The organism is Megalodesulfovibrio gigas DSM 1382 = ATCC 19364, assembly GCF_000468495.1.
Classification (GTDB): Bacteria; Desulfobacterota; Desulfovibrionia; order Desulfovibrionales; family Desulfovibrionaceae; genus Megalodesulfovibrio; species Megalodesulfovibrio gigas.
Map to the genome: position 1 here is coordinate 3051641 of NC_022444.1, position 26647 is coordinate 3078287.

The following is a 26647-nucleotide window of genomic DNA, read 5'->3' on the forward strand; positions in this document are numbered from 1 at the left end:
ACGGGGTCTCCCCCGCCTCCCCCTTCCAAATGTCTTTCATTGAGGCCGCAACCCATCGAGGAGCCACGTTGGACAGTGCCACCTTGCTGCAGTACGCCCTGCTGGGCCTGGTTCCCCTGTTGCTGTTCGCCTATGTGCTCGGCGTACGCCGGGCCCGCCCCATGGCGCCGGGCATGCACTTCCACTCCGCCCCCAGCTATTACGGCTGGTATGCCGTGGTCTGGGTAGGCATGCCGGCCTTCGGGGTGTACGGTCTTTCGCTGCTGCTGCGCAGCGTTGGACTGTATGATACGCCTGCACTGGCCACAATCGCAGGCGTTCTGCTGGTGGCGGGGCTGGGGCTTGTGTACGGGATATCGCGCATCACGCCGGAGCTGCGGGCCATCCATGCCGTGGAAAAGACCATCATGCGCGTGCTGCTGGTGTGTTCCTGCATTTCCGTGCTCACCACCGTCGGCATCGTGCTGTCCATCGTCTTCGAGACCTTGCAGTTCTTCAAGTTCGTCTCGGTCTGGGAGTTCCTGACCGGCACCACCTGGGATCCGGACACCGCCTTTCTGCAGGGTGCCGGACGGGATGGCGGGGCTGTCTCCGAGGCCAAATTCGGCTCCCTGCCCCTGTTTGCCGGCACGTTCATGATCACGGGCATCGCCATGCTGGTGGCCATGCCCGTGGGGCTGCTGGCGGCGATTTTCATGTCCGAATACGCCTCGGCGTTTGCCCGCAAGGTGTCCAAGCCCACGCTGGAAATCCTGGCCGGCATCCCCACGGTGGTGTACGGGTACTTCGCAGCCATCACCGTGGGGCCGCTGGTGGTACACCTTGCTGAAAGCATTGGGCTTTCCGCGGTATACAACAACGCCCTGGCCCCGGGGCTGGTGATGGGGGTGATGATCATCCCCTTTGTCTCCTCGTTGTCCGACGACGTCATCAATGCCGTACCGCAGAGCCTGCGGGAAGGCTCCATGGCCGTGGGCGCCACCCAGAGCGAGACGATCTTGCGGGTGGTGCTGCCGGCGGCCATGCCGGGCATTGTCTCGGCGTTTCTGCTGGCCGTCTCCCGGGCGGTGGGGGAGACGATGATCGTGGTCATGGCTGCGGGGCTGCATCCGAATCTGACAGCCAACCCATTGGAATCCATGACCACCGTGACGGTACGCATCGTGGACGCCCTCATCGGCGACCAGGAATTCAACAGCCCGCTGACCCTTTCCGCCTTTGCCCTGGGTTTTGTGCTGCTGGTGCTGACGCTGATCATGAACATCATTTCCCTGTACGTGGTGCGCCGCTTCAAGCAGCACTACGAATAGCCGGATCCGGAGAACTGCACGCATGTCCGTGTTCAAGACCGACCAAAGCCTCAAGGCCGCCACCCGCCGCCGTCTGGCCTTCGAGAAGCGCTTCCAGTGGTGCACCCGGGTGGCCATTCTGCTGGCGGCGGGATTTCTGGTGTATTTTCTGTTCACCATCGGCGGCATGGCCCTGCCGGCCTTCCGGCAAAGCCAGCTCCTGATGGAAATTTCCTATACGGAAGACGTGTTGGAAATGCCCAACTACGCCGTGCCGGAAGAATACGAAACCTTTGTGAGCCACGAATTCCTGCGCCAGCTGCCCCTGCGCATGCAGGCGAATCCTGCGCTCCAGGACACCACGGCCGAGGAATGGGTGCTGGCCGCGGCAGATGTGGATCAGTTGCTCAAGGGCAGACCGCATCGGCTGGACGAAGCACAAGTCCATCTGGTGGACGAACTCAAGGCCGCGGGCAAGACGCGGCTGGTGTTCAACTGGGACTTCTTCACCAAAGGCGATTCCAAGATCCCCGAAGCCGCCGGCATCTGGGCCGCCGCGGTGGGCACCATGTACGTGCTGGCCATCACCCTGGCGCTGTCCTTTCCCATCGGGGTGGCCTCGGCCATTTACCTGGAAGAATTCGCGCCGGACAATCGCTTCACCCAGCTCATCGAGGTGAACATCAACAACCTGGCGGCCATCCCGTCCATTATTTACGGCTTGCTGGGCCTGGCCATTTTCATCAATCTGCTGGGCATTCCGCGCTCGTCCTCCCTGGTGGGAGGCATCACCCTGGCCCTGATGACGCTGCCGGTGATCATCATCTCCACCCGCGCAGCCATCCGCGCCGTGCCGGAAACCCTGCGCCACGGCGCCCTGGCCCTGGGGGCCACGCCCTGGCAGGTCATGTGGAATCTGGTGCTGCCCCTGGCCATGCCGGGCATCCTTACGGGGACCATCATCGGCCTGGCCCACGCCATCGGGGAGACAGCCCCCCTGCTCATCGTGGGCATGATGGCCTACATTCCCGAAGCGCCGGGATCCATGCTGGAAGCCTCCACCGTGCTGCCGGCGCAGATCTATACCTGGGCGTCGGACTCTCAGCGCGCCTTCGGCGAGCGCACCGCCGCCGGCATTCTGGTGCTGCTGGCAGTGCTGCTCTCCATGAACGCCCTGGCCATCTTCCTGCGCAACCGCTTTGAAAAGCGCTGGTAGCGCACCCTGCAGCAAGGCAGACATTTGCAGAGAAGAATCCGCTTGAAGAAATTTCCTCCCGCCCGCCATCCATTCTTCCAGAACCATCCAACGGCTTGTTCGTACGAACGACCGTCTTTTGAAAGGAGGTTCGGGGGAAGCTCTTTTCGCCAGAAAAGGGTTTTCTCCCGATGACTCGTTTCGCATATCATTTTCTCTAGCCCCCCGTCGCACCGACCGGAACGGCGGGGAACCTCCAGCCCCAGGCGTGTCCCATGAACGGAAAGAAAAAAAACTACATTCTCGACACCAACGTCCTCATTGAGAATCCGCTTTCCATCCTGAGTCTGCGCAACGGCGACGACAACAACATCTTCATCCCCTACCACGTTCTCATTGAACTCAACCAGCTCAAGACCAACAACCGCCTGCGGCACATCGTGGCCAAGGTGGTGGATGTGCTGCTGGAGAACAAGGACTCCATCACCTTCATCCGCAACGATTCGTCCAGCTCCCCATTCACCGAAGAAATCGTGGACCACTACATCCTGAAGGAAATTCAGGACAGCCGCGAAATCGACGATCCCATCCTGGTCACCAACGACCGCATCCTGCGCCTGCAGGCCTCCCTGGCCAACATCAAGAGCGAAGAATTCAAGGACTCCAAGCCCTTTGAGTCTGAATCCCAGCTCTATACCGGCTTCTGCCCACCGGACACACCGCCCCTGGCCAACAGCTTCTCCTGGCACGAAGGCAAGCCCGTGTTCCACGGCCCCATGGGCGAAGAGCTGGTGAACTACACCTGCTGCGTGTGGAACGTGCGGCCCCGCACGGTGTACCAGAATCTGGCCCTCATGCTCATGCAGCACCCCAACATCGATCTGGTGAGCGTGCAGAGCGAGGCCGGCTACGGCAAGACCTTCCTGGCCCTGGCCTCGGCCCTGTTTCTGGTGCTGGAAAAACGGGCGTTCGAGAAAATCTATGTGGTCAAACCCACCATCGAGCTTGGCGCCAAGCTGGGCTACCTGCCCGGGGACATCAAGGAAAAGATGGAGCCGTACGTCAAATACATCCACGATCTGGTGCTCAAACTGCATGCCCTGCGGCCGGCCAACAAGCTGTTTCTCAATCCCGCCGAGGAAATGCCGCGCTACAACACCAAGAAATTCGAAATCCTGCCCCTGAACTTCATCCGCGGCATGAACATCGAAAACGCCATCGTCATCATTGACGAAACCCAGAACCTCTCGCGGGCGGAAGTGCGGGCCCTGCTCACCCGCATGGGCGAAGGCGTGAAGTGCTTCTGCCTGGGGGACACCAGCCAGGTGGACAATCCCTACCTCTCCGAATCCAACAACGGGCTCAACTGGTTGGTGCGCAAGTTCAAAGGGTTCGGCAATTACGCGCACATCGTCCTGAAGGGAGACCGCTCCCGCGGCCCGATCACCGACCTGGTGCTCAAAAGCAAACTGTAGGCCCCGTGCTGCCGCCCCCTTGCGCGGCCGGCCGCTTTGTAGCATGGTCGTGCAACCGAGTTGCATTCTCATCAAGGAGCAGATCATGCATCGCATCGTCCTGGGATTGTTGATTGGAATACTGGTATCCCTGCCGGTTGCGGGCCAGGCCGCCATGCGCGTGGGCGTGACCGTCGCGCCGCAGGTGCAGTTTGTGGAGCGCCTCGCCGGGCCGCTGGTGGAGGTGGATCCCCTGGTGACCCCGGGCAAGGAGCCGCACAACTACGAGCCCACCCCCCGCCAGATGCAGCAGTTGGCGGAATCCACGCTGTATTTCGCCATCGGCATGCCCTGGGAAGAACGCTGGCTGCCGAAAATCGCCGGCGCCACGCCGACCTTGGAGATTGTTCATCTTGACGAAGGACTGGAAAAGATTGCATTGCCTGAACACGGGCACGACGCCGAGCACGGGCACGGCCACGAGGCCGAAGAGGCCCACGGTCATGACCATGCCGGGGACCATGCCAAGGAACACGCCGAGCATCACCACGAGTCCGGGGAGCTTGATCCGCACCTCTGGACATCCCCCCGTCTGGTGATGCAGATGGCCAGGACCATGGCCGCGGCGCTGGCCCGCAAGGACCCCGCCAACGCCGCCACATACCAGGCCAATCTGGACGCCTTCCTCAAGGAAGTGCAGGCCCTGGATGACGAGTTGACGCAGCTGTTCGCCGGCAAGGGCGGCCGGTTCATGGTGTATCATCCTGCCTGGGGCTACTTTGCCCGGGATTACGGCCTGACGCAGGTGCCCATTGAGCTCGACGGCAAGGAGCCCAGCGCAAAGGAACTCAAGAACATCATCGACGAAGCCAAACACGCAAAGGTGCAGCTTGTGTTCGTGCAGCCGCAGTTCTCCATGAAGGCCGCCCAGATCATCACCCGGGACATCGGGGCCGAAGTGGTGCCCGCAGACCCCCTGGCCCAGGACTGGCTGGCCAATATGCGCGCCGTGGCCGCCGCCTTCAAGAGCGCCCTGCGTTAGCGGAGGGCCTCTTTGAAAAAAGGACGTTGCGAGAGGGGAAACCNTTTTGCAAAAGGTTCTCCCCTCTCGCGCTCTCCCCTTCCAAAACTTTACCCGTATCCGAAAGCACTATAGAAAGTCTTTGGAAAGGGGGTTCGGGGAAGAACCTTTCTGCAGAAAGGGTTTCCCCCGAGAACTCCTTTCAAACACAACATGCTCTAGCCGTCCTGGAACATCCCGCACCATGCCCGAGCCCGTCATCCAACTGGAACATCTCAGCTTCGCCTACAATGGCGATACCATTCTTGACGACGTCTCCCTGACCGTGGACCGCGGGGAATTCGTGGTGCTGCTCGGTCCCAACGGCGGCGGTAAGACCACGCTGGTCAAGTGTCTGTTGGGGCTGCTCACGCCCCAGCGCGGCACGGTGCGGGTGCTGGGGCACACGCCTCCCCTGCGGCCCGGCGCCGTGGGCTACGTGCCGCAGCAGACCGTGGTCCATAAGGGGCTGCCCATCACCGTGGAACAGGTGGTGCAGCTGGGCCTGCGGGCCCGCAGCATGTCCGGCGCCGAGCGCAAGGCCCGGGCGCTGGACGCGCTGCAGCGCGTGGGGTTGACGGACTGCCTCCACGCCCGCTTCGACGAGCTTTCCGGCGGCCAGCAGCAACGCGCACTGGTGGCCCGGGCCCTGGCGCCCCGGCCGGGGCTGCTGGTCTTCGACGAGCCCACCGCCAACATCGACCCCCGCGGCAAGCACTGTCTTTTTGAATTGCTGGGCAGCCTGACCGGCGAGGCCACCGTGCTGGTGGTGAGCCACGATCTCATTGCCGCCAGCGCCAAGGTGACGCGCGTGGCGGCGGTGAATCGCCGCATCCTTCAGGCCAGCACCGAGGGAGGCCGCAGCCCCCTGACGCCGGAAATGCTCGCCCTGCTCTATGGCACCCACGACCCCGATTGTCCCGTGGATGGCTACCTTGCCGGCATCGCCCGCATGCTGCACGCCCCCGCCCACTCCGCCCAGGCCGCCCAAACCACCGGGCTCGCCACGCCGAGTCTGATGCCCCTCTCTTCACGGCAGGATCAGCCTTCATGATCGACGCGCTTTCCTACGATTTCATGCAGCACGCCCTGGCTGCAGCGGTGCTGGCCAGTTTGGCCTGCGGTGTCATCGGGTCCCTGGTGGTGGTCAACCGTCTGGTGTTCCTGGCCGGCGGCATTGCTCATGCCGCGTACGGCGGCGTGGGGCTCAGCTTTTTTCTGGGGCTGCCGGTCATCCCCACCACCCTGGGCTTCACCCTGGGGGCCTCCCTGCTCATGGGCAAGCTCACCATGCGGCGCACGGACCAATCGGATACCGTGGTGGGCGTGCTCTGGGCCGCGGGCATGGCCCTGGGCATCCTGCTGCTGGATCTCTCCCCCGGCTACACCGTGGACCTCATGAGCTACCTCTTCGGCTCCATCATGGCCGTGCCCGCAGAAGACGTGCTGGCCATGGCCGGCCTGAATGTGCTGCTGCTGGCGGTGGTGATCTACAACTATCAGGATTTTCTGTGTCTTTCCTTCGACAGGGAATACGCCCGCACCGCCGGCGTGCCTGTGGACCGGCTGCACTACCTGCTGCTGGCCTTGTTGGGCGTCTCTGTTGTCATGATTATCCAGGTGGTTGGACTCATTCTGGTGATTGCCCTCTTGACCATCCCCTCCCGTCTGGCGGAATATGGCGCCAAGTCTTTGGCCGGGATGATGGTCCGGGCCTCGGCGTATGCCATGCTCTTCAGCCTGGCCGGGTTGTGGGCCTCGTATTCGCTGGACGTCACCGCCGGTGCGGCCATCATCGCCCTGGCGGCCCTGACGTTCTTCATTGTGCAAACCCTGGGCTGGCTGCGCGCCGTCCTGACCCGATCATGAACGACCCCCTTTCCCTCCTGCACCACGCCAGCCTGGAGCCCACCCCCCTGCGCATCGAACTGCTGCAGGCCCTGGGCGATGCCCACCGCCCCCTTGCGGCCCGCGAGCTGCTGGAGACCGTGCGGCAGCGCCAGCACATCAACAAGGTCACCCTGTACCGCAACCTGGATCTCTTTGCGGAACGGGGCCTCATCTCCAAGGTGCATGCCGGCGAAAAAGACAACGCCGCCCGCTACTGCCTGCGCCACAGCCCGCACGAAGCGCCGCATGTGCACTTCTACTGCAGGCGCTGCGGAGAAATGGAATGCCTGGACGACCCCGGCATGCGCGATGCCATTGCCGCCTGCCATCTTGAAGGCGACCGCCGCATCGAAGACATGGAACTGCGCCTGGAAGGCGTGTGCGGCCCCTGCTGCCAAGGCCAGCCCTAGGGGAAGTTTTCTGTGAAAGGAGTTCTCGGGGGAAAACCTTTCTGAAGAAAGGNGTTCTTCCCCCGAACCCCCTTTCCAAAGACTTTTATTATAATTCAAGGACATTATCTAAGTTTTGAAAAGGGATAGCGCGAGAGGGGTGAACATTTTGCAAAATGGTTTCCCCTCTCGCCATGTCCTTTTTCAAAATGACAACGCGCTGCGATACGCTGCACCGGCCCCGCCCGGTGACGATTGTGCGCCAAAGACCATAGCGCCTGGACGCAAGATAGTGCATGTGCTATGCAACAGGCACCTCTGCAACCTTATTCACTGGAGGCGCTCATGCTGAAAACCCGTCTGGCTGCATCACGGCGGCGACGGTCTCTGCAATTGCGGTCTGCGCTGTACTTTCCTGCTCCGCTGGATACCCCACGCGACTGTGGCGATGCTGCCGATGCACACGCCCCGATCGACTGGCACAATCCCTTTCAAAAGCAGGACCGCCACCCCCGGGTCGATGCGGACGACCTTCTGACAACCATATAGCGCCTGTTTCCGCATGCCGGGATACACGCGTTGCGAGGGGGGAAGCACCGTTCGGATGAACGGTTTTCCCCCGAAAAATCCTCCGAAAAACAGGCATAAATCCCGCACCGCCGGCCGGGAGCCCGCATGCACCAACCCCTCCGCCTGCTCACCATCGCCCTGGCCCTGCTCTGGACCGTGGCATGGTCAAAAAAGGATGCCTACCCGCCCCAGGAAGCCATGCAGCCCGCCCTGCGCCAGGATCCCCGCCAGGAAGAGCGGCTGCAGCCCGCATTCAATGTGGAGCAAGGCGGCGTGCGCTACGTGATTTCTCCCAAGGCCGAGTACGAGCTGTACGGCCTGGTGGTCTCCAGCCACGACACCGACGCCTGGTGGGACTTCTACCACCAGCACTGGGGCGACTACCTCAACGTCAAGGACCTCTGCGTGATCTGGGGCCCCAATCTGCGACCGGACATTCTGCAGGCAGTATCCTTCTCCAACACCTCCTTCACCTGCGAGGCCAGTTGGCGGCAGCCGGTTCCCTTCAGCAGCGCCCACTTCTCCAACAACCACCTGCTCACGGACAATCCCGCCATCCAGCACGCCCTGCGCCGGACCGCCAGGGGAGACCAAATCCGCATCGTCGGCCAACTGGTGGAGTATTCCAGCGGGCCGGACTTCTCCCGCGGCACCAGCCTGACCCGCACCGACGATGGGATGGGCGCCTGCGAAACCATCTTCGTTACAGAGCTGGATATCCTGGCCGAAGCCACGCCCCTGTGGCGGAACCTGTACACCCTGGGCCGATCCGGCACCCTGCTGGGCCTGATCCTGCTGACCGTGCTGGGCGTGTACCGGCTGTTTCGTCCCGCTCCCCTGCCCGACCCGATCGCCCTGCACGCCCGGGGAGTCCGGCTGGCCATGCAGGGCCGGCACAAACGCGCCTGCGCCCTGTTCGACGAAGCCCTGCAGCTGGACCCGACCCTGCACCAGGCCTACGCCGACCGCGCCACCTGCATGGAAGTCCTGGGACAGTTTCGACGCGCCGAACGCGACCGCGAACTGGCCGCCCGATATGCCCCCCGGGAATGAACGTCCGGCTCATTTCGGCAGCCGCTTCCCTTGCCCCTCCTGCTGCGCCCGCTGCTCCATGAGCCAGGTTTCCACCTCCCCGGGCAGGGCACGCCAGGCGCCGTCCATCTTGAACGCCGGGAACCCGCGCTCGCGGATCCAGCGATACAGCGTTTTTTTGGAACAGCCCAACTCCTGGGCCATGGTCTCCAAGCCGGCAAGCACAAGTCTGGCCATGGGGCACCTCCTGGAAAAGAGGTATCTAATAAGAGATCACATGTCAAACCCCAGTCTAAAAATAGACTCGCCAGCCTGCCCAATGTGTGCTATGTCAAGGGCATGCCTTCCCTCTATCTTCGCGCCCTGGATTGGTTGACCCGCCATGCCCGCCAGATCGGCGGTCCTGGCGCCTTGGCCCAAAAACTCGGGGCGCCCCGGGCCACGGTATACAAGGTTCTAAATAGCCAGAAGAACACCAACGCGCAGGACTTTCTGGGCTGGCTGGAAGCCCTGGGCGTCACCCTCGTATTCCCCGAAGACAAGGTGGAAACGGCGCGGGAACTGCGGTTCGAGTCGCCCACGGTAATCAGCATCAAGGAATACGACGGCCTGCCCGAGGGTGCCAAGGTCGTCCCCCCCAGCGAAGACTACCTGGCCGTCCCCCTGGTGGAACAGGCCGTGGCGGCTGGCGCAGGGCTGATCCCGGAACACACGGTGCGGGACTGGGTCATCGTCTGGCGCTGGCAGGAAGCCATCCGCGGCAAGTCCAATCTGGTGGCCGTGCGGGTGGGCAAGGCCCAGACATCCATGGCCCCGACCATCCACCCCGGCGACATCCTGCTGGTGGACCGCAACGACATTCACCGCGAGCCCCACCCCCCCGGCAACATCTATCTGGTGCAGGACCCCGCCCCGGACTACGGCCTTGCTGTCAAACGCGTCATTTTCGAGCACCAGAACCGACGGCTGCGGGTGGTGTTCTACTCTGACAACGCCGTGGAACACCCGCCCCGGACCTATGACTTCCACGCCGAATACGGCGGCGAGATCTGCCGGGCCCTGGTGGGCCGCGTGGTCTGGGCCTGGAGCGACATGACCCGCAAGTAGCACATTTTACTCTTGAAAAAGGACATTGCGAAAGGGGAAACCTTTTGCAAAAGNAACCTTTCTTTAGAAAGGTTCTTCCCCGAGAGCTCTTTTCAAAAACAACGTGCTCTAGCCTCCCGCTTCCTGCAGCGTCCTGCAGCCCCCGACGGCTCCGGCCACTGCAACGCCTCCCCCATGCGCATCCCCCGCCTGTTGCAGCGCTCCCCCCCGTGCACAGCCTCCCTGCAGTCCTCTTCCCTCCCAGACGTCCCGCGCCATGCACAACGACAGCAAAATATCCAAAGGCAGCAGGAAGGTATGCGCGGCTGCCGCGGAAGCGGTCCGTCAAGAATTGACAAATTACATTCTATATTGATAAATTAATAGAAACACCTGCCGCCTGCCTGCGTTTGCGGCAGGCCCTTCATCGAATCACCAATTTCCCTGCGGAGGGGACGTAGATGCAGCAGGATCCCATAGCGGAACTCTATGCCGTGGCAGCGGCATTGCAATTTCTTGAGGACTCATTCGGATGCCATGGAGAAGGAGGCAGGGCCGTGCGGGCCGAAGGCGCGGCCTACGTCACCGGGCTCATGGGCCGACGGGTGGACGACATCGCCACCCTGCTGGCTGCTGCACCAGGCCCGGATGAGGTGGCAGGATTGCGTGAGTTTTCACGGTGATGGCTCGGAGGCATTCAATATATCTTTTTAGAGAAAAGCGCACTTGACTTTCTTCTCTAAATAGATACATCTCCTGCAGCACGCAGCGCCAGCTGGCGCGCGCAACCGTCTTGCAAGGAGTTTGCGATGCCCCGCACGTCCACCCTACAACGAGACGACGCCACCGGCGCCCTGCTGCACCGTGTGGGGGACCGATGGCTGCCCCTGGAACTGGCCCTGGAGGCGCAGGAAATCCGGGACCACGCCCGCGCCGCCGTGCGCACCGCCCTGCAGGAATCCGCCAGCCCCGACGACCAAACGCCGGGGAACACTGCGCAGCACCCGGCCCTCCTGGGGGAGGAACCGGCATGAGCACGCTGCCGCTCTCGCGCACCTGCCGTCGTTGCCGCGCCATCTTCCACATCATGCCACATCGGCTGACCCGACTGCCCGGAGCCGGCGAGTTGTGCCCTGCCTGCCGGTTTCTGGGAGAGGCGGCCGACCAGTCTCCAGAAATAGACGACATCCCCCCGCCGCGGCGCACCTGGCCGTGCCGCCTGTGCGGCCGGCACTCGGCCAACCGGCTGTACTGTCCGGAGCATCTGGAAGCGCTGTCGGCGGAGCTGGGCTACGATCCCGGAGATTTCGGCCTGGAGGACCGGGTCCTGCCCCTGGCCATGCGCTCGCATATGCAGCGCGAGGCGGCCGAGGAGCTAGGCGTGAAGGAGGAACAGGAGCGGCCGACGGAATAAGCAGCGCGCTCCATGCAGAAGACCATCGCAGGGCGGCTATCGGGCCGCCTTGCTTTTATACAGCAGCCGCAGCACGTTGAAGTCCCCGATGCGCTCGTATTGCACCTTGTCCATGATCTTGCGCACCAGGTAGATGCCCATGCCGCCCCCGCCCAGCATGTCCAGACCGCCCGAGGAAGATGCCAGCACATTGAAGGGCTTGCCCCTGTCCACAATGCGCATCAGCAGTTGACCATCACTCGCTTTGCAGGCCAGCTGGATGGTATGGCGGGGGTTGATGCGTCCTTCGGCCTTGGGGTAGGCGTAATAGACGATGTTGGTCAGCACCTCTTCCAGGGCCAGGGCCACGCGGCCCATTTCGATTTCAGGCACGCCGCCGGCCACGGCCTCGCTTTTGAGGAAGGCCTTGAATTCCTCGATGCAGTCGAGGGACGCGGGGCGCTCAATACTGGCGGACATGAAACAATTTTCGTATGCTGCTGGAAAGAGTGGAACGGATGGCGCTCGGGCTCCTGACGTTGCGGCGCGGTACGGGCCTGCGCGTTCCCGGAAGACCCGTCCATGAATACGACAAGGCAGGTCCATGAGCAAGCCGCTTTTATCAAAGGCAGAACGTCCTGCGCCCCTGCGCCGGCTGGCCGCCATGCTGCTGGTGCTGCTGGCCCTGGCCATGGCCTTTGCCGCCGGCCTTTCCCTGTCCCGGCTGGAGACGCTGCAGAGCCGGGCCGTGCTGTCCCAGGCAGACGCCGCCGGCGCAGCCCTGCGGCAGGCCCTGGAAGCAGCGGTGCGCTTCGGCAAGCCGTTGCAGTCCGGCGTGGGGCTGGTGGGCATGGAAGAGCGGATCAAAACCGCCCGGCAGAGCCTGCCCGCCCTGGCCGGGTTGTCCATCGCCGATGCGGAGGGGGCCATCGTCCAAAGCCTGGACCAGACGCTGGAAGGCCAATCCCTCGGCGCGGTGCTCGGGCCGGACTGGGACGCCAACGCCACCGCCGTCTCCCATGCCGGCATGCGCCAGTTGCTGCTGCCCGTGCGCAACCCCGACGGCAGCCTGGCCGGCCGGCTGGTGCTGGGCATTCCCGAGGCCGTCTTCACGGAACGCATCCATGCCGGCATGCGCAGCGCCCTGACGCACATGCTGTACTGCCTGGCCGGCGCAGGCGTGCTCCTGGCCGTGGCCCTGCCCCTGGCGGCCCGGTCCCGGACAGGCGACCCCAATCGCCGCATCATGCTGGCCGGCTGTCTGTCCACGGGGCTGGCGTTGCTGTGCTATTCGGTATTGACCATCCATGACTTCCGTCAGCTGCATCGCCAGGTGCTGCAGGACAAATCCCTGGCCCTGGCTGGCGCCGCCGCCCAGGACATCAATCGCCTGCTGGACAAAGGCCTGCCCCTGGAACGCATGCTCGGGCTGGATCGCCGCCTGGGCGCGCTCATCGACGGCGATGCGGAGATCGAATCCATGGCGGTGCTGGACACGGCAGGCCAGGTCCGCTACCTCGCCACGGCCGCCGGCAATGCCACGGCAGCAGACGACAGCCCTGCCGACCCGTCCCTGCAGTTCGACACTGCGCTGGAACGCGCGGTACAGGGCCAATCCGAGCCGGCAGGCCTGGTGCGGGTGCGCCTTTCCCATGCCAATCTGGCCGAGGCCACGCGGCAGATTGTGCTGGACACCGCCACCGTGGGCATCATTGCCCTGCTGTTTCTGGTGGAAACGATTCTGCTGGCATTGCGCAACGGCGGGCACGCCGCGCGGCGGACTCGCCCTTCGGAATCGTCCGTGCCGACTTCCCCCGCGCCGGTCTCCGTGGGCTATGGCGCCATCCGGCCTGTGGCCTTCCTCTTTCTCTTTGCCCTGGACACCAGCCTGTCCTTCATCCCCCTGCAGATGGAGGTGCTGTATACGCCCATCTTCGGGCTGGCCAAGGATGTGGTCCTGGGGTTGCCCATCTCCGCGGAAATGGGCTGCGCCGGCCTGACGGTGCTGGCTTCGGGAGCCTGGATCGACCGTATCGGCTGGCGGCTGCCGTGCATGCTCGGCCTGGCCGGCGCGGCGGCGGGGTCCCTGCTCTCGGCCCTGGCGCCGGACGCCCTGACCTTCATCGCCGCCCGGGGCATCACCGGTCTGGGGTACGGGCTGGGCATCATGGCCACCCAGGGATTTGTGGTGGCGGCCACCAGACCGGACGAACGCGGCCGCGGCATGGCCCAGCTGTTTGCCGGAGTGTACGCCGGCAGCCTGTGTGGCGGTGCTGCCGGGGCCATGCTGGCCGAACGCGTGGGGTATGCGCCCATCTTCCTCATAGCCGCGGCGCTGCTGCTGGCCCTGGCCCTGGCCCTGCCCCTGCTCTTCCGGGATGCCACCCCCGCGGCCGGCATCGCCCACGCCGCAGGGCATCCCGGCACCCCGGTCGCCCCCGTCACCAGAACACCCGGCGCATTGCCGCGATTCCTGCGCAGCCGGGCCGTGCTGGCCCTGGCCTGCTGCGCCATCCTGCCCGGGGCCCTGGGGCTCATCGGCTATCTGAACTACCTCCTGCCCCTGGCCCTGGTGCGCGGCGGAGCCAGCCAGTCCGACGTGGGCCGCGTGCTCATGCTCTACAGCGTCTGCCTGATCTATCTTGCGCCGCCCCTGGCCCGGATCATCGACCAATCCTCCCGCCGACATGTGTGGATCACCGCCGCCGGCATCCTGGCCGCCATGGGACTGGGAGCCTACGCCGTGCTGGACGGCATGGCCGCAGCAGCCGCAGCCACGGCCATGCTGGGCCTGTCCGCCAGCATCGCCTTTGCCGCCCAGAGCGCCTTTGCCTTGGATCTGGCCGAGACCAGGGCCCTGGGCGAAGCCACGGCCCTGAGCATCACCAGCGCCATCGAGCGCCTGGGGCAGGTGCTCGGGCCCCTGTGCCTGGGCATGGCCGTGGCGGTGCTGGGGCTTGGCGATGGCGTCGCACTCGTGGGGCTGGGGGTGCTGGCCGCCACCCTGCTCTTCTGGCTCCTGACCAGACACCTTGGACGGACCCAATGACCCCTTCCGCCGAGAACCTCTGCCGTCAGGTTTTCCAGCGTCTGCCGGGTCTGGCCGCCCTGCTGGAGACCGCCGGCGACCGGCTGCTGACGGACCATGTCCGGATGCTGGGCGCGTCCCTGCCGCCGCCCGTGCAATCGCGGCATGACCTGCCGGCCTGTCTGGGGCAGACGCCCGTGGCCCTCACGGCCAATCACCACGGGCTGGACACCCTGGCCCAGTCCTGGCAATCCACCCTGGCCTTTTCCCTGCCGCATCTGCTCGCCGGTACCCCCAGGCCCGTGCCCGTGCTGGCCACGGGGCTGCCCTCCCTGAACAACATCACCTTTCCGGCCGGGCTGCTCTGCTCGAATTTTTCCCCGCACACGGACGAGACGCGCATCATCAGGCTGCCCCTGCTGCCCGCCCGGCTGCGGCAGACCATGGCCGCCGTTGCCCCGCCCGTCACCCAGGAGAATCTGCGTCGGGCCTGCCGGGCCGTGCGGGAGGATCTGCGTCTGCTGCCGGTCCAGAAAACACCCGCCCTGGCGCTGCTGGAAGCATTTGCGGACGACCTGCCCGGCAATCGGTTTGTGGAGCAGGCCGCCCGCTGGAATCGGCGGCTGTGGACTGGACTCTTTGCAGACGGGCAGGCTCCGCCCCTGGAATTCCTGGAGCTGGAAGCCGTCACGACGGCGCTGCTGACGCACGATCTCGTCCAGCCGTCTTCGCTGCTGTGGGGCTTGTTGTGGGACGAGGGGATCCGGGAACGACTCCTCACGGCCCTGGACGGCTGCGCCGGCTGCTGGAATCTGGACCGCCTGAACCGGCTGGCCCGAATGCGCTGTCAGGACGCGCCGGGGCATGACGACCTGGCCGGCGCAGGCACCTGCTTTTTCTGGGCAGCGGACGCAAAAGGCCGCCAGACCCCCCTGCGCCTGGAGTCAACCTCCGAGGGCTGGCGGCTGACCGGCGTCTGCCGCGATGGCACACCCGTCGTCTGGCCCTGGGAGCCGGCGGCGGTGCTGGAAGGGCTGGCCACACGACGGCTGCTGCCGTCCCTGTTCACCAGTTACGCCGCCCTGGCCCTGGCCCGGGGCGTGGCCTGCGTGGGCGGAGTCTATCAATCCGCATACCTGGCCCGCATGGTCGCCGGCACGGCCCAGGCCTTACGCGAGGCCGGACAGCCGGGCCTGGCCGCACAGGTGGGAGGGATCGCCGGGGACTGGTTCCTGGCCGGGGTGCACCTGCTGTTTGTGCAGGCGGGCGGCATCCTCGCCCCGGCCCACGCCATGGACGCCCTGACGACAGGGCCACTGCAGCGGACGGAGTTGCAGGCCATGGGCCGACTGACACTGCGGCAGGCCGTGCTCGCCGGACTGGTGCAGACCTATGGCGAGGTGGCGCCCAGGGAGGAACGCCCCGCCGGCTGGCGGGACATCCTGTGCAACCATGCCGTCGCCGCCTGGGCGCCGGGCCTCAGCGTCCGAGCCTTGCGGTCCGGCACGATGACCGCTCCGGCCGTTTTCTGATGCGCACCGGACGCCGGGGCCGCAGGGAGTGCCGTGTTGCCGTGGTCTGCCCCAGGGCCTCGGGAGCGGGCACGTCGCACGTGCCGCCTTCCAGTTGCTCGGCGCACTGCAGGCAGGAGAAGGTCCAGGGCAAGGCGTGGGTGGAGGCGCTTTCCTGCAGCTCCGCCGGCCCCACGATGCGCCGGATGATGAACAGCGGCCGGCCCTTCACCTGCATGTAAATGCGGCCGATGTACTCCCCGGCCATGCCCAGCACCAGCAGCTGGCAACTGCCCAGCACCAGCAGCACGCCCAGAATGGATGCCCAGCCCGGCACCACATACCCGAAAAAGTAGCTGGCGAACACGTACAGCAACAGGGCGAAGCCCAGGCAGGAAAACGCCGCGCCGCCGTAGCTGGCGAAACGCAGGGGCCGGATGGAAAAGCCGGTGATGGCGTCCGTGGCGAAGGCAATCATCTTGCGCAGGGTGTATTTTGTCTCCCCGGCATAGCGCGGATCGCGGTTGTACAGCACCGGCGTCTGGGTGAAGCCCACCCAGCTGACCATGCCGCGGATGAAGCGGTGCCGCTCGGGCATGGCCTTGAGCACCTCCACCACCCGGCGGCGCATGAGCCGGAAGTCACCCGTATCCAGGGGGATGGGCGCCTCGGTCATGGCGTTCAAAAAGCGGTAGAAGGCCTTGGCCTCCATCTTCTTGAGCCAGGTTTCGCCGTCGCGGCGGGCGCGCTGGCCGTAGACCACGTCCGATCCCTGCTCCAGCACCTCCAGCATTTTGCCCAGCAGCTCGGGCGGGTCCTGCAGGTCGGCGTCGATGAGCAGCACAGACTCGCCGCGGCACACGGCCAGACCGGCGGTCACGGCCAGCTGGTGGCCATGGTTGCGGGACAGATCCACCCCGATGACCTGGGGATCCCGGGCCGCGATGCCGGCAATGATCTCCCAGGTGGCGTCCCGGGAGCCGTCATTGACGAGGACGATTTCGTAATCCGCCGCCCCGCAATCCAGCAGGCTCTTGCGCATGCGGGAGTAGAACTCTTCCAGACACAAAGCCTCGTTGTAGCACGGGGCCACCACGGAGATGGAGGGGCGCGGCGAGTGGCCGCAATGGCAGGCAGGCATGGATTGATCCTAGATAACGATGTGCAGCCCCGTGGCCCAGGCAGTCATCAGAAAGCCGTTCCACAGTGCCATGAGAAGAAAACACAGGCCGGCAACGGTGGGTGCACGGCGATACACGTACGCCATGACCCCCACCAGGGGAAACACCACCAGAAAATACCGCGGCATGGAGGCCAGGGGCACATCTCCAGGACCGGAGAGCAGCGGCACCAGCATGAGCGGCAGAGCCAGGAGCACTTCGTCCCAACGCCGGAGCAGCACCACACAGGCCGCCAGGGCCAGATGCAGGCAGGTGGCGATGGCCAGATACACATTCTCCGGCGTGGCGAAATACAGGCTCTTGCCGATGGCCACCAGCGGGAAATGCCACACCCGGTACCAGCCGCGCTGGGCCTTCATGAATGCAAAGGCGTCCCCGGCGTGGAAATGCAGGTACACGGCAAAGGCCACAATGCCCAGGGGAATGAGCCCCAGCCAGAGCACGCGCAAATCCGCACGCCGCGGCCGCCAGTCCAGGATCCCGGCAGCGCGGCGTTGCTCCAGAAAAATCCAGAGCAGGCCCAGGCCCACGGTGATGCCCACCAGCCGGGTGGCGGCCAGAAACGCCCCCAGCACCCCGGCCAGGAACCATTGCTGTCTGTCCGCCGCCAGCACACACCCAAGCAGCAGCATCAGAAACAGCGATTCCGTGTACACCGCCGAAAAGATGAAGGAATGCGGCATGAAGCACAGGATGGCCACCGCCGCCCGGGCCGCGTCATCCCCCCATCGGGGTTTCCCCACAGCATACAGCAGCCGCAGGCTCGCCAGAAAACACGCATTGGAGAGGAGCACCCCGGCCAACAAAGGGTTGCCCGTGGCCTTGCTCAACAGCCAGACCAGCAGCGGGTACAGGGGAAAAAAGGCGAAGTTGAGCTGCCGGGGCGTGCCATCGGGGTTCACGTGGGTCACGCTGGTATCGTAGCCGTGCTGGATGATGTTGAAGTACCAGCCGCTATCCCAGGCAGACCAGACATCCAGCCAGGATGCAACGCTGGAAAACCAGTGGAAATGATCCAGCATAAACGCTTCCCAGCCCCAGCGGGCCATGATGCCGACGGCCTGCAGGATGAGCCGGGACACAAGGAAGCAGCCCAGAACCCAGATCCAGGGCGATCGCATCCAATGCCCGGCCTGCGATTCCGACGCGGCAGAGGGAAATACGGCAGTCATCCGGCCTTCCTCACATCACAAATTTCAGGCTGGAGGTCCAGGCAGCCATGAGCAGACCGCTCCAGGTGGCCAGGCACAACGCCAGACACCAGAACAGCAGGGGCCGCCGGCTGCCCAGCCAGCCCAGTACGCCATACAGGGGAAACACCACCAGCAGGTATCGCGGAATGGCCACCAGGGGCGTGGCGGCCTCCCCGGAAAACAGCGGCAGCAGCATGAGCGGCAGGCTCAGCAGCAGTTCGTCCACACGGCGCAACCAGACCAGCACCCCGGCCAGGCACAGGGAGCCCAGGTAATAGATGGTGAAGTAGATGTCGTCCGTGCCGCCCTGCATCAGGCTTTTCCAGACAGCTTCCGGCGGCGTCTGCGACACCCGGCTGAACTGCTGCTGGATCTTCAGGAACGCCAGGGCATCCCCGGCGTGAAAATACAGGTACACGCAGAATCCCACCAGCCCCATGGGCACCAGGAACAGCCAGCCGAACTGCCCCCAGCCAACCTTGCCGGCCCGCTTCTGCACAATCCACATCCACAACAACGCCAACCCGATGGACACCCCCGGCACCCGCGTGGCCGAGAGCAGCGCCGCGAACACCCCGGCCCACATCCACTTCCCGCGCGAGGCAGCCAGCATGCAGGCCAGCAGAAGCAGCAGGAACAGGGACTCGGTGTACATGGCCGAAAAAATGAAGGTATTGGGATAACACGCCAGCAGCAGCACCGCCCGGCGGGCCTGGGCATCGTCCCAGCGTTCCCGACCGTACACATACAGCAGCCACATGGCCCCCAGCAGACAGGCATTGGCGATGATGACGCCCGAGGCCACGGTGTGCCCCGTCACCTGTTTGAGCAGCCACACCAGCAGCGGATACAGCGGAAAGAAGGCCAGATTCAGCTGCCGGGGGGAGCCGTCGGGCAGGGTCTCGATGAGAAAGCGGTCGTAGCCGTGCTGCACAAGGCCCACATACCAGCCGCTGTCCCAGGCGGCCCAGATGTCCAGCCAGACCTGCTTGACCAGGAACCACTGGTAGATCTTGTCGATGAGATCCTTGTACCCGTCCCGAGAGGCCAGGCCGATGCCCTCCAGCACCAGACGCGAAAGCACAAAGCACAGCACCACCCAGACCACGGGATGCTGCAGCCAGCGCTCCAGGGTGTCCAGGGTCCTGTCCAGCCAGGGAGAAGACGACGGCGACAATGCGCCGTCAGGATGCTTCGACACAGGAGTATTCATGCGCGGCCTCATGGCAGAACATCGCGACAGAGAGCAACCAGATGCGGTTGCGACAAGGATGCGGTCAATTGGCGGCGTTGGGGTCCGGCGCGACAGCAATGGCTTCGTAGATTTCGTCTGCAGCCATGAGGATGTCCACCGGCGGATCAAACCCCACCACCTCCGCAGCCTTGAGGTTGATGGCGATCTTGGGCGGTTCCTCGAAGCGCTGGGGCAGGCTGCGGGGCGATGCGCCGCGCAGCACCTGGACGATGGTCCTGGCGTGGAATTCGCCCACATACCGGAAGCCGGCCTGGGCGATGGAGAGCAGCACGCCGTGGCGCACTTCCTCGCTGCCGGACTGGGAGAAGGTCGGGATGCGCGCCTTGTTCAGCGGCTCCAGGATCACGGGCAGGCGGTGCAGCTGCATGCCGGCATTTTCCGTCAGGTACACGGCGTCCACCTTGGGGGCCAGCTCTTCGTGACAGGCCTTGAGGTTGCGCGCGGCCTGGCCGGAGTTCACAGACTCCAATTCCGCGGTGCAGGTCACCAGCACAATGCCGCGCTCCTGGGCCACGAGCGTCACGTCGTCCAGGGCGGCGTAGGAGCGGCCGGCCACGGTGTCTTCATACACCAGGCCAAGTTTCTTGAAGCCGATGATGTCGTGGAACAGCCGCACCTGACGCTGGTAGCGCGTGGGATCCACCCGGGCATTCAGGTGATCCAGGCCGGAATCGTCGGCGCTGGGGATGATCTTGGCTCCCACGGGATCGCTGGCGCTCATCACCAGGGTGGGCGTGGTGTGCGCAGCGTTGGCCAGGTCCTGCCCGGCCCAGGTGCCCATGGCGAAGATCAGATCGAGGTCATGTTTTTGGGTCAGCCGGCCCAGCACGTCCTGCTTGACGGTCTCGCGGGGGATGCTCTCGTTCCAGTCGCCGCCGTAAAAGGCGTCGGCCACGAATTCGATGTATTCGCTGCGCGCATTGGCCGCCAGAAAGGCCCAGATTGAGCGGGCGTCTTCGAGATCCTGCACGGGCGGAAACTCCAGGGGCTGACACCAGCCCAGCTCCACCAGCCCCTGCACCGTGGCCTTGAGGGTGGCCGGATAATGGGCATAGGGGCCGCCTTCGAAATAGCCGAGGCGAAAGCGCGAGCCGTCCGCCTTTTTGGCGGGAGCCATGGCCAGCAGGGACGGCACGGCGGCAGGCTCGTCCTGGGCGCAAAGGGGCGTCGCCGGCAGCAAGGCCAGGCAGCACAGCAGGGCGAAGCACAAAAGGCGAAGGCAGGGCATGCTCGGGTTCCTCGCTCGGAAAGCGTCTTCTGGGTGCAGCATGGATTCGCCCCAGCATAGACGCTCCCCGCGCCACGTCAAGAGCAGTGCAGGCCGTCGGCGCAGTGCGGGGCCACATTATACGGTTTCTTTACAGAACAGGAATGGAACGCCCGGGCCAGGGACTCGTATTCCGGCCGAAAGAACACCTCGTCGCCCGTACCAAACCGGCGGGCGCACTCGTGCACATCGAGCACCAGATAATCCGACGATGCGCCCACCAGACGCATCCCCTGCTCCAGCGGCGTCTGCCGGGAGGGCGAGACCTCCAGCACGCCGACATCCAGGATAATCCGCCGCCGCAAGCCCTCGGTGTCCGTCCTCTTGTCCCCGGACTCCAGCACCTCGGCAGCCAGCAGGAAGGCATCCCGCCGCAGGCCGTCCACCCCGCACTCCTGGCCCATGAAGTGCCCCAGCAGCAGGGCATAACCGATGCGCAACTCCGTGACGCAGGCCGGCAGCGCATGCCGCGCCAGCCAGGGCAGCAGCACCGACCCGCCCAGGGAGACCTCCCCGGCCTCGCCCGTCTGGCGGCCCACCTCGCAGACCACCTTTTCCAGGTCGTCCATGCTCCGCGCCGAGGGCGGCGCTTCCACCAGACAGCCGAAATTGGCGGCCACGCCATCCAGACCGAACCAGGGGTGGGCCATCTGCCGCACGGCATGGGCCAGGGCCGGGACTTCGTCCGGCCGGCAGCCCTCGCGGCCGTCGCCCAAATCCATCATCACCAGTACGCGGTGGGATTGCCGCAGGGCCTGGGCCTGGGCAGCCAGGGCCCGGGCAACCTCCAGGCTGCTGACCACGCTGCGGCAACACAACGCGGCCACGTCTCGGACCTGGGACAGCGGCGGCAATCCGAGCATCACCGGCCGGGGCAACCCGGCGGCGGCCAGTCGGGCGGCCTGGGCCACGGAAGAGACAGCCACCGGCCCTGCGCCTTCCTCATGGCAGATGGCGGCCAGGGGCAACCAGGCATCCACGCCCTTGAGCACCGGCAGCAACCGGAGGCCCAGCCCCTGACAACGGGCCGCCAGGGCGCGCACGTTGCCACGCAGAAGCTGCAGGTCCGCCACAATCCGCGCCATGCGCCACCTTTCAGGAGGAATGAGGAGTGCTGCCCTTCCACCGCAGGCAGAGCATGGTAATGTCGTCGCTTTGCTCGGCCCCGTCGGCAAAGTGCGTCACCGAATCGCGCACGGCATCGGTGGCAGCCTTGGCCGACTCGGGCGCGGCCTCGCGCAGGGTGGTCAGCAGCCTGTCTTCGCCGTAGAGTTGCAGGGCATTGTTCATGGCTTCGGTCACGCCGTCGGTGTAGAGCAGCAGCATGTCGCCCGGGGCCAGGGTGACGGAGAAGCCGGTGTAGACCACATCTTCCATGAAGCCGGCCACCGGGCTGCCCTGCCAGGGCAGGTAGCGCACGCCCTGGGCGTCCATGATCACCGGCGGGTTATGCCCGGCATTGGCCAGCTGGATTTCCCCAGTCTGCAGATCCAGAATACCGATGACCAGGGTGACGAACATGCAGTTGGGGTTGTCCTGGGAGAGCTGCGCGTTGACCTGGGCCATCATCCTGGCCGGGTCGCTGCGGCGCTCGGCCGCCCCCTTGACCAGAGTCTTGGCGATGGCCATGAACAGCGCCGCCGGCACGCCCTTGCCGGAAACATCCCCGATGCTGAAAAACAGCCGGCGCTCGTCCAGCAGGGCAAAGTCATACAAATCACCGCCCACCTCCCGCGCAGACACGAGGAGGGCATTCAGGTCCAGCTCCTCGCGGTTCGGGAAAGGCGGGAAAATCTTGGGCAGCAGCCCCAGCTGGATTTCCCGGGCAATGCCCAACTCGCTTTCGATGCGCTCCTTGGAGGCCGTCAGCTGCATGAGCTCCTGCACCCGCTGACGCAGGGAACCTTCCATGGAGACAAAGGCCGCGGCCAGATGGGCCACCTCGTCCCGGGAGAATCCTTTCTTGGCCGCCAGCGCCGCAAGGGGAAACTCTCCCTCCCGCGGCACGGTGAGGTCCTGTTCCGGCAGGGCGGCGGCATAGCCGGCCAAATCCCTGAGGGGCCGGGCCACGCGGCGGATGATGGCCCGCGTCAGCAGCACGCTGACCACAAAAATCCCCAGCACCACCAGGGAAATCTGCCGGATGAGCGCCCGCGAGGGGGCATGGATCTCCGCCAGGGGCGCGCAGACGGCAATGTGCCAGTCCAGGGCCTTGAACCAACTGACGTCCGCCTGCATGAGCGGCCCCGGGCCATCGGGCTGCTGCACGGCAAACTGCACCCGCTCGTGACGGTCGCCCCGCGCATGGGCCTGCAGATCCTCCAGCAAGGGCCGGCCCGTCTGCAGATTGACGGCAGCGGCAAAATCGGCCGTCTGGTTGCGCGGCGGCACCACAATCTTGCCGGCGCCATCAAACATGAAGACAAAGCCCGACTGGGCAAACCGGATGCGCGGCATGTGCTCGCGCAGGGTTTCCACAGTCTCCGCCAGCCGCCGTTCCATGGCGTCCTCGGCCAGCCCCACATCCACGGTGATGCAGATCAGCCAGCCCCAGGCATCGAAGGGCACGAACAGGCCGAAACGCCGGGAATCCTCCCCGCCGGTGCGCGACGGCCACCGCCAAGTGGCAAAGGCCTGGCCGTAGCGGCGGGTCTCCTCGCGCATGGCGCGGAGCAGCAGCCGACCCTTGATGTCCCGCAGGGCATCCTGGGGCTGACCCTCAAGGGTTTTGTCGGGATGAATCAGGATGCGATCCTGCGCGTCGATGATCACCACATAGGAGTCGTTGCCCTGGTGCAGCTCGGCAATCCAGGCCATGGCGGCCTTCTGGGCGTCCGGCGTCTCCAGCTTCTGAAACTGCCGAAGCCCCGCCACGATGACGCTGGTCAACGTGGTCAGGCGTTCCTTGTAGGCGTTGGTGGCGGCCACCTTGTCCCGCACCAAGCCGTTGTAGCGGCCGGCGATGGTCAGCTCCACCAGGTTCAGGACGTTGTCCATGGAGCGATCTTCCGCGGCAAGCATGGCCTCGCTCACGTCCTGCTCCACAAGCACAATGACCCCCCCGGCCACCAAGGCCAGGATGAGCGCCACAAGGGCAAAAATTTTAGCACCGATGGAGGAGAACATGCCGCGTAATATAGCCGATTTCGACAGGGATTCGCAATGAAAAAACACGGGCCGGGCGGGGCATCCCTTTACAGCGCCAACGATTTGCCCGTAAGATGCCTGCCAGCCGTGCAACAATCGCGGCGTCTTCAACCGCGAGGTTTGCTTCGTGCGCATCATTGCCGCCGCCCTCAGCCATGTGGGCCTCAAACGCCTGGAGAACCAGGACCGGTTCGCCATCCATCCGGCAAGCCTGGACAATGGTCCATGGCGGCTTGTGGCCGTGGCCGACGGCATGGGCGGCGAGGCAGCCGGAGGCCTGGCCGCCCAGACCGCCATGGACGAGCTGGAGCTGCTGGATTTCTCGGCCCTGTGCGAAGGGGATACCACCCGGATCCTGGCGTCGTGGGCCACGCAGGCCAATGCCGCCCTGCTGCGCATGGGCCGCAGCATCCAGGGGCTGGAGGGCATGGGCGCCACCTTTACCGTGGCGGCCCTGTGCAACGACACCGCCCACTGGCTGCACGTGGGAGACTCCAGACTCTATCTGTTCCGCAACCACAGGCTGCGGCGCGTCACCCGGGACCACCGTTTTCTGCAGCCGCTGCTGGACAGCGGCTCCATGGCCCCGGCCGAGGCAGCCCAGCACCCCATGCGCAACCGGCTGGATCAGTGCCTGGGCTGCCCGCAATTCAAGCCGGATATGGGCAGTTTTGCCTGCCGACCGCGGGACGTGCTCCTGCTCTGCTCCGACGGCCTGCACGACCAGACCCCCGAAGAAAGCATAGCCGCCATCCTGGACGCCCTACCGGCCTCCCCCCGCGAACCAGACCTGGAAGAAACCGCCCTGGCCCTGGTGCAGGCCGCCCTGCGCCAAGGCGGCCGGGACAACATCACCGTGGCGCTGGCCTGCGTGCAGGGGTAGCTGTCGGAATTCCCGGTCTGCGGACCACTCCTTGCGCCCCTTTTCCAGCTCGTCATACAATCGCAGCACCGCCTGACACGTGGCCCTGTCCCGTCCCTGGGCAATCTTGACGGCAAGATTTTTCTGATTCCCGGTCAGGAGATGGAACAAGGCGATGCCGAACAGGCGGAGCGCCTCATGATCCGTGCCGCATGTGTTCAAGGCATCGTAAATTGGCTTAATATTGGGATAATCCTGCCACTTTTCGGCGGCTTCCCGGTCGAACTGCGCAAACACTTCGTGCGCAGAGCTGACCTCCCCCAGGAGCACATGCGTGTACGCTTGCGTCATCAGAATCTGATGGCGAAACATGCACGTTGAATACTCCCCCAGCAACGCATCACATTGCTGCACCACTGCGTGCAGCCCGCTGCTGTCCTTGCGCTGCAGGCAGCCATCCAGGGCCAGGGACAGACGGACGGCACCATTCTGGCACGCAAGCAGCCTGGCATCCCCCATGGCGCCTTGGGGCTGCGGCGGCGGAGCGCCAGCCTCGCCGGGCGGAGCCGCCGGCTCACTACCCTCGCCGGACGGTGCCGCCCCGGCACTCGGCACCGACTGTTCCGGCGACCCAGGGGGAGCATGCCCAGGGGCAAAAGGAGGCCGTCCACCCCACGGCCCCGGCTGCATGGGAGGCCCCCAGCCAGGCCCATCCCCCATAAAGCGGCCAAGAGGCGGCCTAAAGCCCGGTGGGAACCGATGCCCGGGCAGAGGCCCGCAGCCGGGAGGAGGTCCATAGCCGGGCGGAGGCCCTGCATGGGGAGGCAGCAACGGCGGTGCGAACGGAGCGCGTTGCAACCAGGGGCGAAACGGCCCGGCATGCGGCGGCACTGGTTCGGAAGGCTGGCCAGACTCAGGGTATTGGGCAACAGGGGGCGGCGGGGTGGACGTCGCACACCCCACCGCCAGCAAGCATGCCAAACAGCACGCCAGGATCCTAAACAAAATGCCTGCGTTGGTATTCGGCATACAGTTCCTGAGGAGCATCGAGTTTTTGCAGCGTGACGATGAGTACTGCCATGGTATACTGGTCAAGGCGGTCCTGCTCCGTAAACAGGTCGGCAAGCAGGTCGTCGTATGTCGCGTGTTTGCCACGGCTGGGGTGCCGCGCCTCAACACTGGCGTTCAGCTCTTTCAAGCGCAGCGCCAATGCCTGACACACAAGTTTGTCGCTCAGATCTGACCGAACCTTCCAGGCAATGACCTGATCGGCATCCTGGTGCACGGTTTTTTCGGAGAGCAAGGCCTTTGGGGCAATCGCTGCACCGCGCTGCAGCATACGCTTTCCGCTGCGCTCAATTCGTTTTTCGAGGATGCCCAACTCATCCTTCGCGGGCTGCGGCAGCTCTGCCTGGAAAAGACGTGTTACGATGTAGACCTTGAGTTCAACCAGCGCCGCCCAGGCCGGCTGTACAGCCGCAATCCCGCCGGGCACAGTGAAGAGAAAAGTTAGCGCCGCCAGCAATACCAAAATGTTGGTGGTAATTTTTGTAAATCGTTTGTCACTGTCCGGGCCATCGCCATTTGATCCGTTCGACGTACACATCTTGACCTCCGCAGGTAAAAGGCTCAAGAGATACCATCACACGCATCCAATAACGGCCATCCTCCAAAAATGGGGGCATCCTCCTTTTTTACGACCTTGAACGACCCCCGAAATATGTCAAGCTAAATATCTTGACACATTATGCCGCGCCATATTGATTGTTTTTATAATCAATATGATAAGCGACACCTCTAAACATTACAAAAAATTTACGCCGCCGGCAGGGAGGTCCCCACCGG

Annotated in this window: 25 protein-coding genes; 15 read left to right on the forward strand and 10 right to left on the reverse strand. The window is 64.7% G+C overall.

What is annotated here, in order from left to right; all coding sequences use genetic code 11:
* Positions 1–68: 68 nt before the first annotated feature.
* The 8 genes from pstC (at position 69) to DGI_RS17445 (ending at position 8900) form a co-directional block, all read left to right on the forward strand.
* Complete coding sequence (gene pstC / locus DGI_RS13430; protein ID WP_027192878.1) at positions 69–1310, forward strand: phosphate ABC transporter permease subunit PstC; 1242 nt, start codon at positions 69–71, stop codon at positions 1308–1310.
* Between the two features lie 22 nt (positions 1311–1332).
* Positions 1333–2505: a phosphate ABC transporter permease PstA gene (gene pstA / locus DGI_RS13435; protein ID WP_021761680.1), complete on the forward strand. Its 1173-nt coding sequence runs from the start codon at positions 1333–1335 to the stop codon at positions 2503–2505.
* 254 nt (positions 2506–2759) lie between these two features.
* Positions 2760–3959, forward strand: coding sequence for a PhoH family protein (locus tag DGI_RS13440; RefSeq protein WP_021761681.1), 1200 nt, complete (start codon positions 2760–2762; stop codon positions 3957–3959).
* An 85-nt stretch (positions 3960–4044) separates the two neighbouring features.
* Positions 4045–4980, forward strand: a complete 936-nt coding sequence (locus tag DGI_RS13445; protein WP_027192877.1) for a metal ABC transporter solute-binding protein, Zn/Mn family — start codon at positions 4045–4047, stop codon at positions 4978–4980.
* 223 nt (positions 4981–5203) lie between these two features.
* The gene (locus tag DGI_RS13450) at positions 5204–6052 is read left to right on the forward strand and encodes a metal ABC transporter ATP-binding protein (protein ID WP_021761683.1); all 849 of its coding nucleotides are present in this window, start codon (positions 5204–5206) and stop codon (positions 6050–6052) included.
* Positions 6049–6867, forward strand: coding sequence for a metal ABC transporter permease (locus DGI_RS13455; RefSeq protein ID WP_021761684.1), 819 nt, complete (start codon positions 6049–6051; stop codon positions 6865–6867). The genes DGI_RS13450 and DGI_RS13455 overlap by 4 nt, the downstream gene beginning before the upstream one ends.
* Positions 6864–7298: a Fur family transcriptional regulator gene (locus DGI_RS13460; protein ID WP_021761685.1), complete on the forward strand. Its 435-nt coding sequence runs from the start codon at positions 6864–6866 to the stop codon at positions 7296–7298. Before DGI_RS13455 ends, DGI_RS13460 begins: the two co-directional genes overlap by 4 nt.
* A 654-nt stretch (positions 7299–7952) precedes the next feature.
* Positions 7953–8900, forward strand: coding sequence for a tetratricopeptide repeat protein (locus DGI_RS17445; protein ID WP_021761687.1), 948 nt, complete (start codon positions 7953–7955; stop codon positions 8898–8900).
* A gap of 9 nt (positions 8901–8909) precedes the next feature.
* Here DGI_RS17445 and DGI_RS13470 read toward each other — a convergent pair whose 3' ends face one another.
* A complete protein-coding gene (locus DGI_RS13470) occupies positions 8910–9116 on the reverse strand; it encodes a helix-turn-helix domain-containing protein (protein ID WP_034606992.1) in 207 nt (68 codons plus the stop codon).
* Positions 9117–9218: 102 nt separating this feature from the next.
* On the opposite strand from DGI_RS13470, the gene DGI_RS13475 reads away from it, so the two are divergent.
* The 4 genes from DGI_RS13475 to DGI_RS13485 all read left to right on the forward strand — a co-directional run bounded on the left by DGI_RS13475 (position 9219) and on the right by DGI_RS13485 (position 11379).
* Positions 9219–9986 carry a S24 family peptidase gene (locus DGI_RS13475; protein WP_021761688.1) on the forward strand — a complete coding sequence of 256 codons (768 nt, stop codon included), beginning with the start codon at positions 9219–9221 and terminating at the stop codon, positions 9984–9986.
* 536 nt (positions 9987–10522) lie between these two features.
* Positions 10523–10648: a hypothetical protein gene (locus DGI_RS19450; RefSeq protein ID WP_268741843.1), complete on the forward strand. Its 126-nt coding sequence runs from the start codon at positions 10523–10525 to the stop codon at positions 10646–10648.
* 126 nt (positions 10649–10774) lie between these two features.
* Positions 10775–10999, forward strand: a complete 225-nt coding sequence (locus DGI_RS13480; protein WP_021761690.1) for a hypothetical protein — start codon at positions 10775–10777, stop codon at positions 10997–10999.
* The gene (locus DGI_RS13485) at positions 10996–11379 is read left to right on the forward strand and encodes a hypothetical protein (protein ID WP_021761692.1); all 384 of its coding nucleotides are present in this window, start codon (positions 10996–10998) and stop codon (positions 11377–11379) included. Before DGI_RS13480 ends, DGI_RS13485 begins: the two co-directional genes overlap by 4 nt.
* A gap of 36 nt (positions 11380–11415) precedes the next feature.
* Here the strand turns inward: DGI_RS13485 and DGI_RS18830 are convergent, their stop codons facing one another.
* Positions 11416–11838: an ATP-binding protein gene (locus DGI_RS18830; RefSeq protein ID WP_021761693.1), complete on the reverse strand. Its 423-nt coding sequence runs from the start codon at positions 11836–11838 to the stop codon at positions 11416–11418.
* Positions 11839–11962: 124 nt separating this feature from the next.
* On the opposite strand from DGI_RS18830, the gene DGI_RS13495 reads away from it, so the two are divergent.
* Together DGI_RS13495 and DGI_RS13500 are read left to right on the forward strand one after the other, a co-directional pair.
* A complete protein-coding gene (locus tag DGI_RS13495) occupies positions 11963–14407 on the forward strand; it encodes an MFS transporter (protein WP_021761694.1) in 2445 nt (814 codons plus the stop codon).
* Positions 14404–15918 (forward strand): hypothetical protein, encoded by a 1515-nt coding sequence (locus DGI_RS13500; RefSeq protein ID WP_021761695.1) that lies wholly within the window; start codon positions 14404–14406, stop codon positions 15916–15918. The genes DGI_RS13495 and DGI_RS13500 overlap by 4 nt, the downstream gene beginning before the upstream one ends.
* On the opposite strand, the gene DGI_RS13505 is transcribed toward DGI_RS13500, so the two are convergent.
* The 6 genes from DGI_RS13505 to DGI_RS17450 all read right to left on the reverse strand — a co-directional run bounded on the left by DGI_RS13505 (position 15866) and on the right by DGI_RS17450 (position 23919).
* Positions 15866–17038, reverse strand: coding sequence for a glycosyltransferase family 2 protein (locus tag DGI_RS13505; protein ID WP_021761696.1), 1173 nt, complete (start codon positions 17036–17038; stop codon positions 15866–15868). The genes DGI_RS13500 and DGI_RS13505 overlap by 53 nt on opposite strands.
* 9 nt (positions 17039–17047) lie before the next feature.
* Positions 17048–18250 carry a mannosyltransferase family protein gene (locus DGI_RS13510; RefSeq protein WP_021761697.1) on the reverse strand — a complete coding sequence of 401 codons (1203 nt, stop codon included), beginning with the start codon at positions 18248–18250 and terminating at the stop codon, positions 17048–17050.
* A 10-nt stretch (positions 18251–18260) separates the two neighbouring features.
* Positions 18261–19484 (reverse strand): glycosyltransferase family 39 protein, encoded by a 1224-nt coding sequence (locus tag DGI_RS13515; RefSeq protein ID WP_158407334.1) that lies wholly within the window; start codon positions 19482–19484, stop codon positions 18261–18263.
* A gap of 64 nt (positions 19485–19548) precedes the next feature.
* Positions 19549–20754: an ABC transporter substrate-binding protein gene (locus tag DGI_RS13520; RefSeq protein ID WP_021761699.1), complete on the reverse strand. Its 1206-nt coding sequence runs from the start codon at positions 20752–20754 to the stop codon at positions 19549–19551.
* 77 nt (positions 20755–20831) lie between these two features.
* Positions 20832–21878: an alanine racemase gene (locus DGI_RS13525; protein ID WP_021761700.1), complete on the reverse strand. Its 1047-nt coding sequence runs from the start codon at positions 21876–21878 to the stop codon at positions 20832–20834.
* 10 nt (positions 21879–21888) lie between these two features.
* Positions 21889–23919 (reverse strand): SpoIIE family protein phosphatase, encoded by a 2031-nt coding sequence (locus DGI_RS17450; protein ID WP_021761701.1) that lies wholly within the window; start codon positions 23917–23919, stop codon positions 21889–21891.
* A 148-nt stretch (positions 23920–24067) separates the two neighbouring features.
* Between DGI_RS17450 and DGI_RS13535 the strand changes: the two genes are divergently transcribed.
* A complete protein-coding gene (locus tag DGI_RS13535; protein WP_021761702.1) occupies positions 24068–24823 on the forward strand; it encodes a PP2C family protein-serine/threonine phosphatase in 756 nt (251 codons plus the stop codon).
* On the opposite strand, the gene DGI_RS18515 is transcribed toward DGI_RS13535, so the two are convergent.
* Both DGI_RS18515 and DGI_RS13540 read right to left on the reverse strand, forming a co-directional pair.
* Positions 24704–25417, reverse strand: a complete 714-nt coding sequence (locus tag DGI_RS18515; protein WP_144284198.1) for a hypothetical protein — start codon at positions 25415–25417, stop codon at positions 24704–24706. The genes DGI_RS13535 and DGI_RS18515 overlap by 120 nt on opposite strands.
* A gap of 382 nt (positions 25418–25799) precedes the next feature.
* A complete protein-coding gene (locus DGI_RS13540) occupies positions 25800–26408 on the reverse strand; it encodes a hypothetical protein (protein WP_021761704.1) in 609 nt (202 codons plus the stop codon).
* Between the last annotated feature and the right edge of the window lie 239 nt (positions 26409–26647).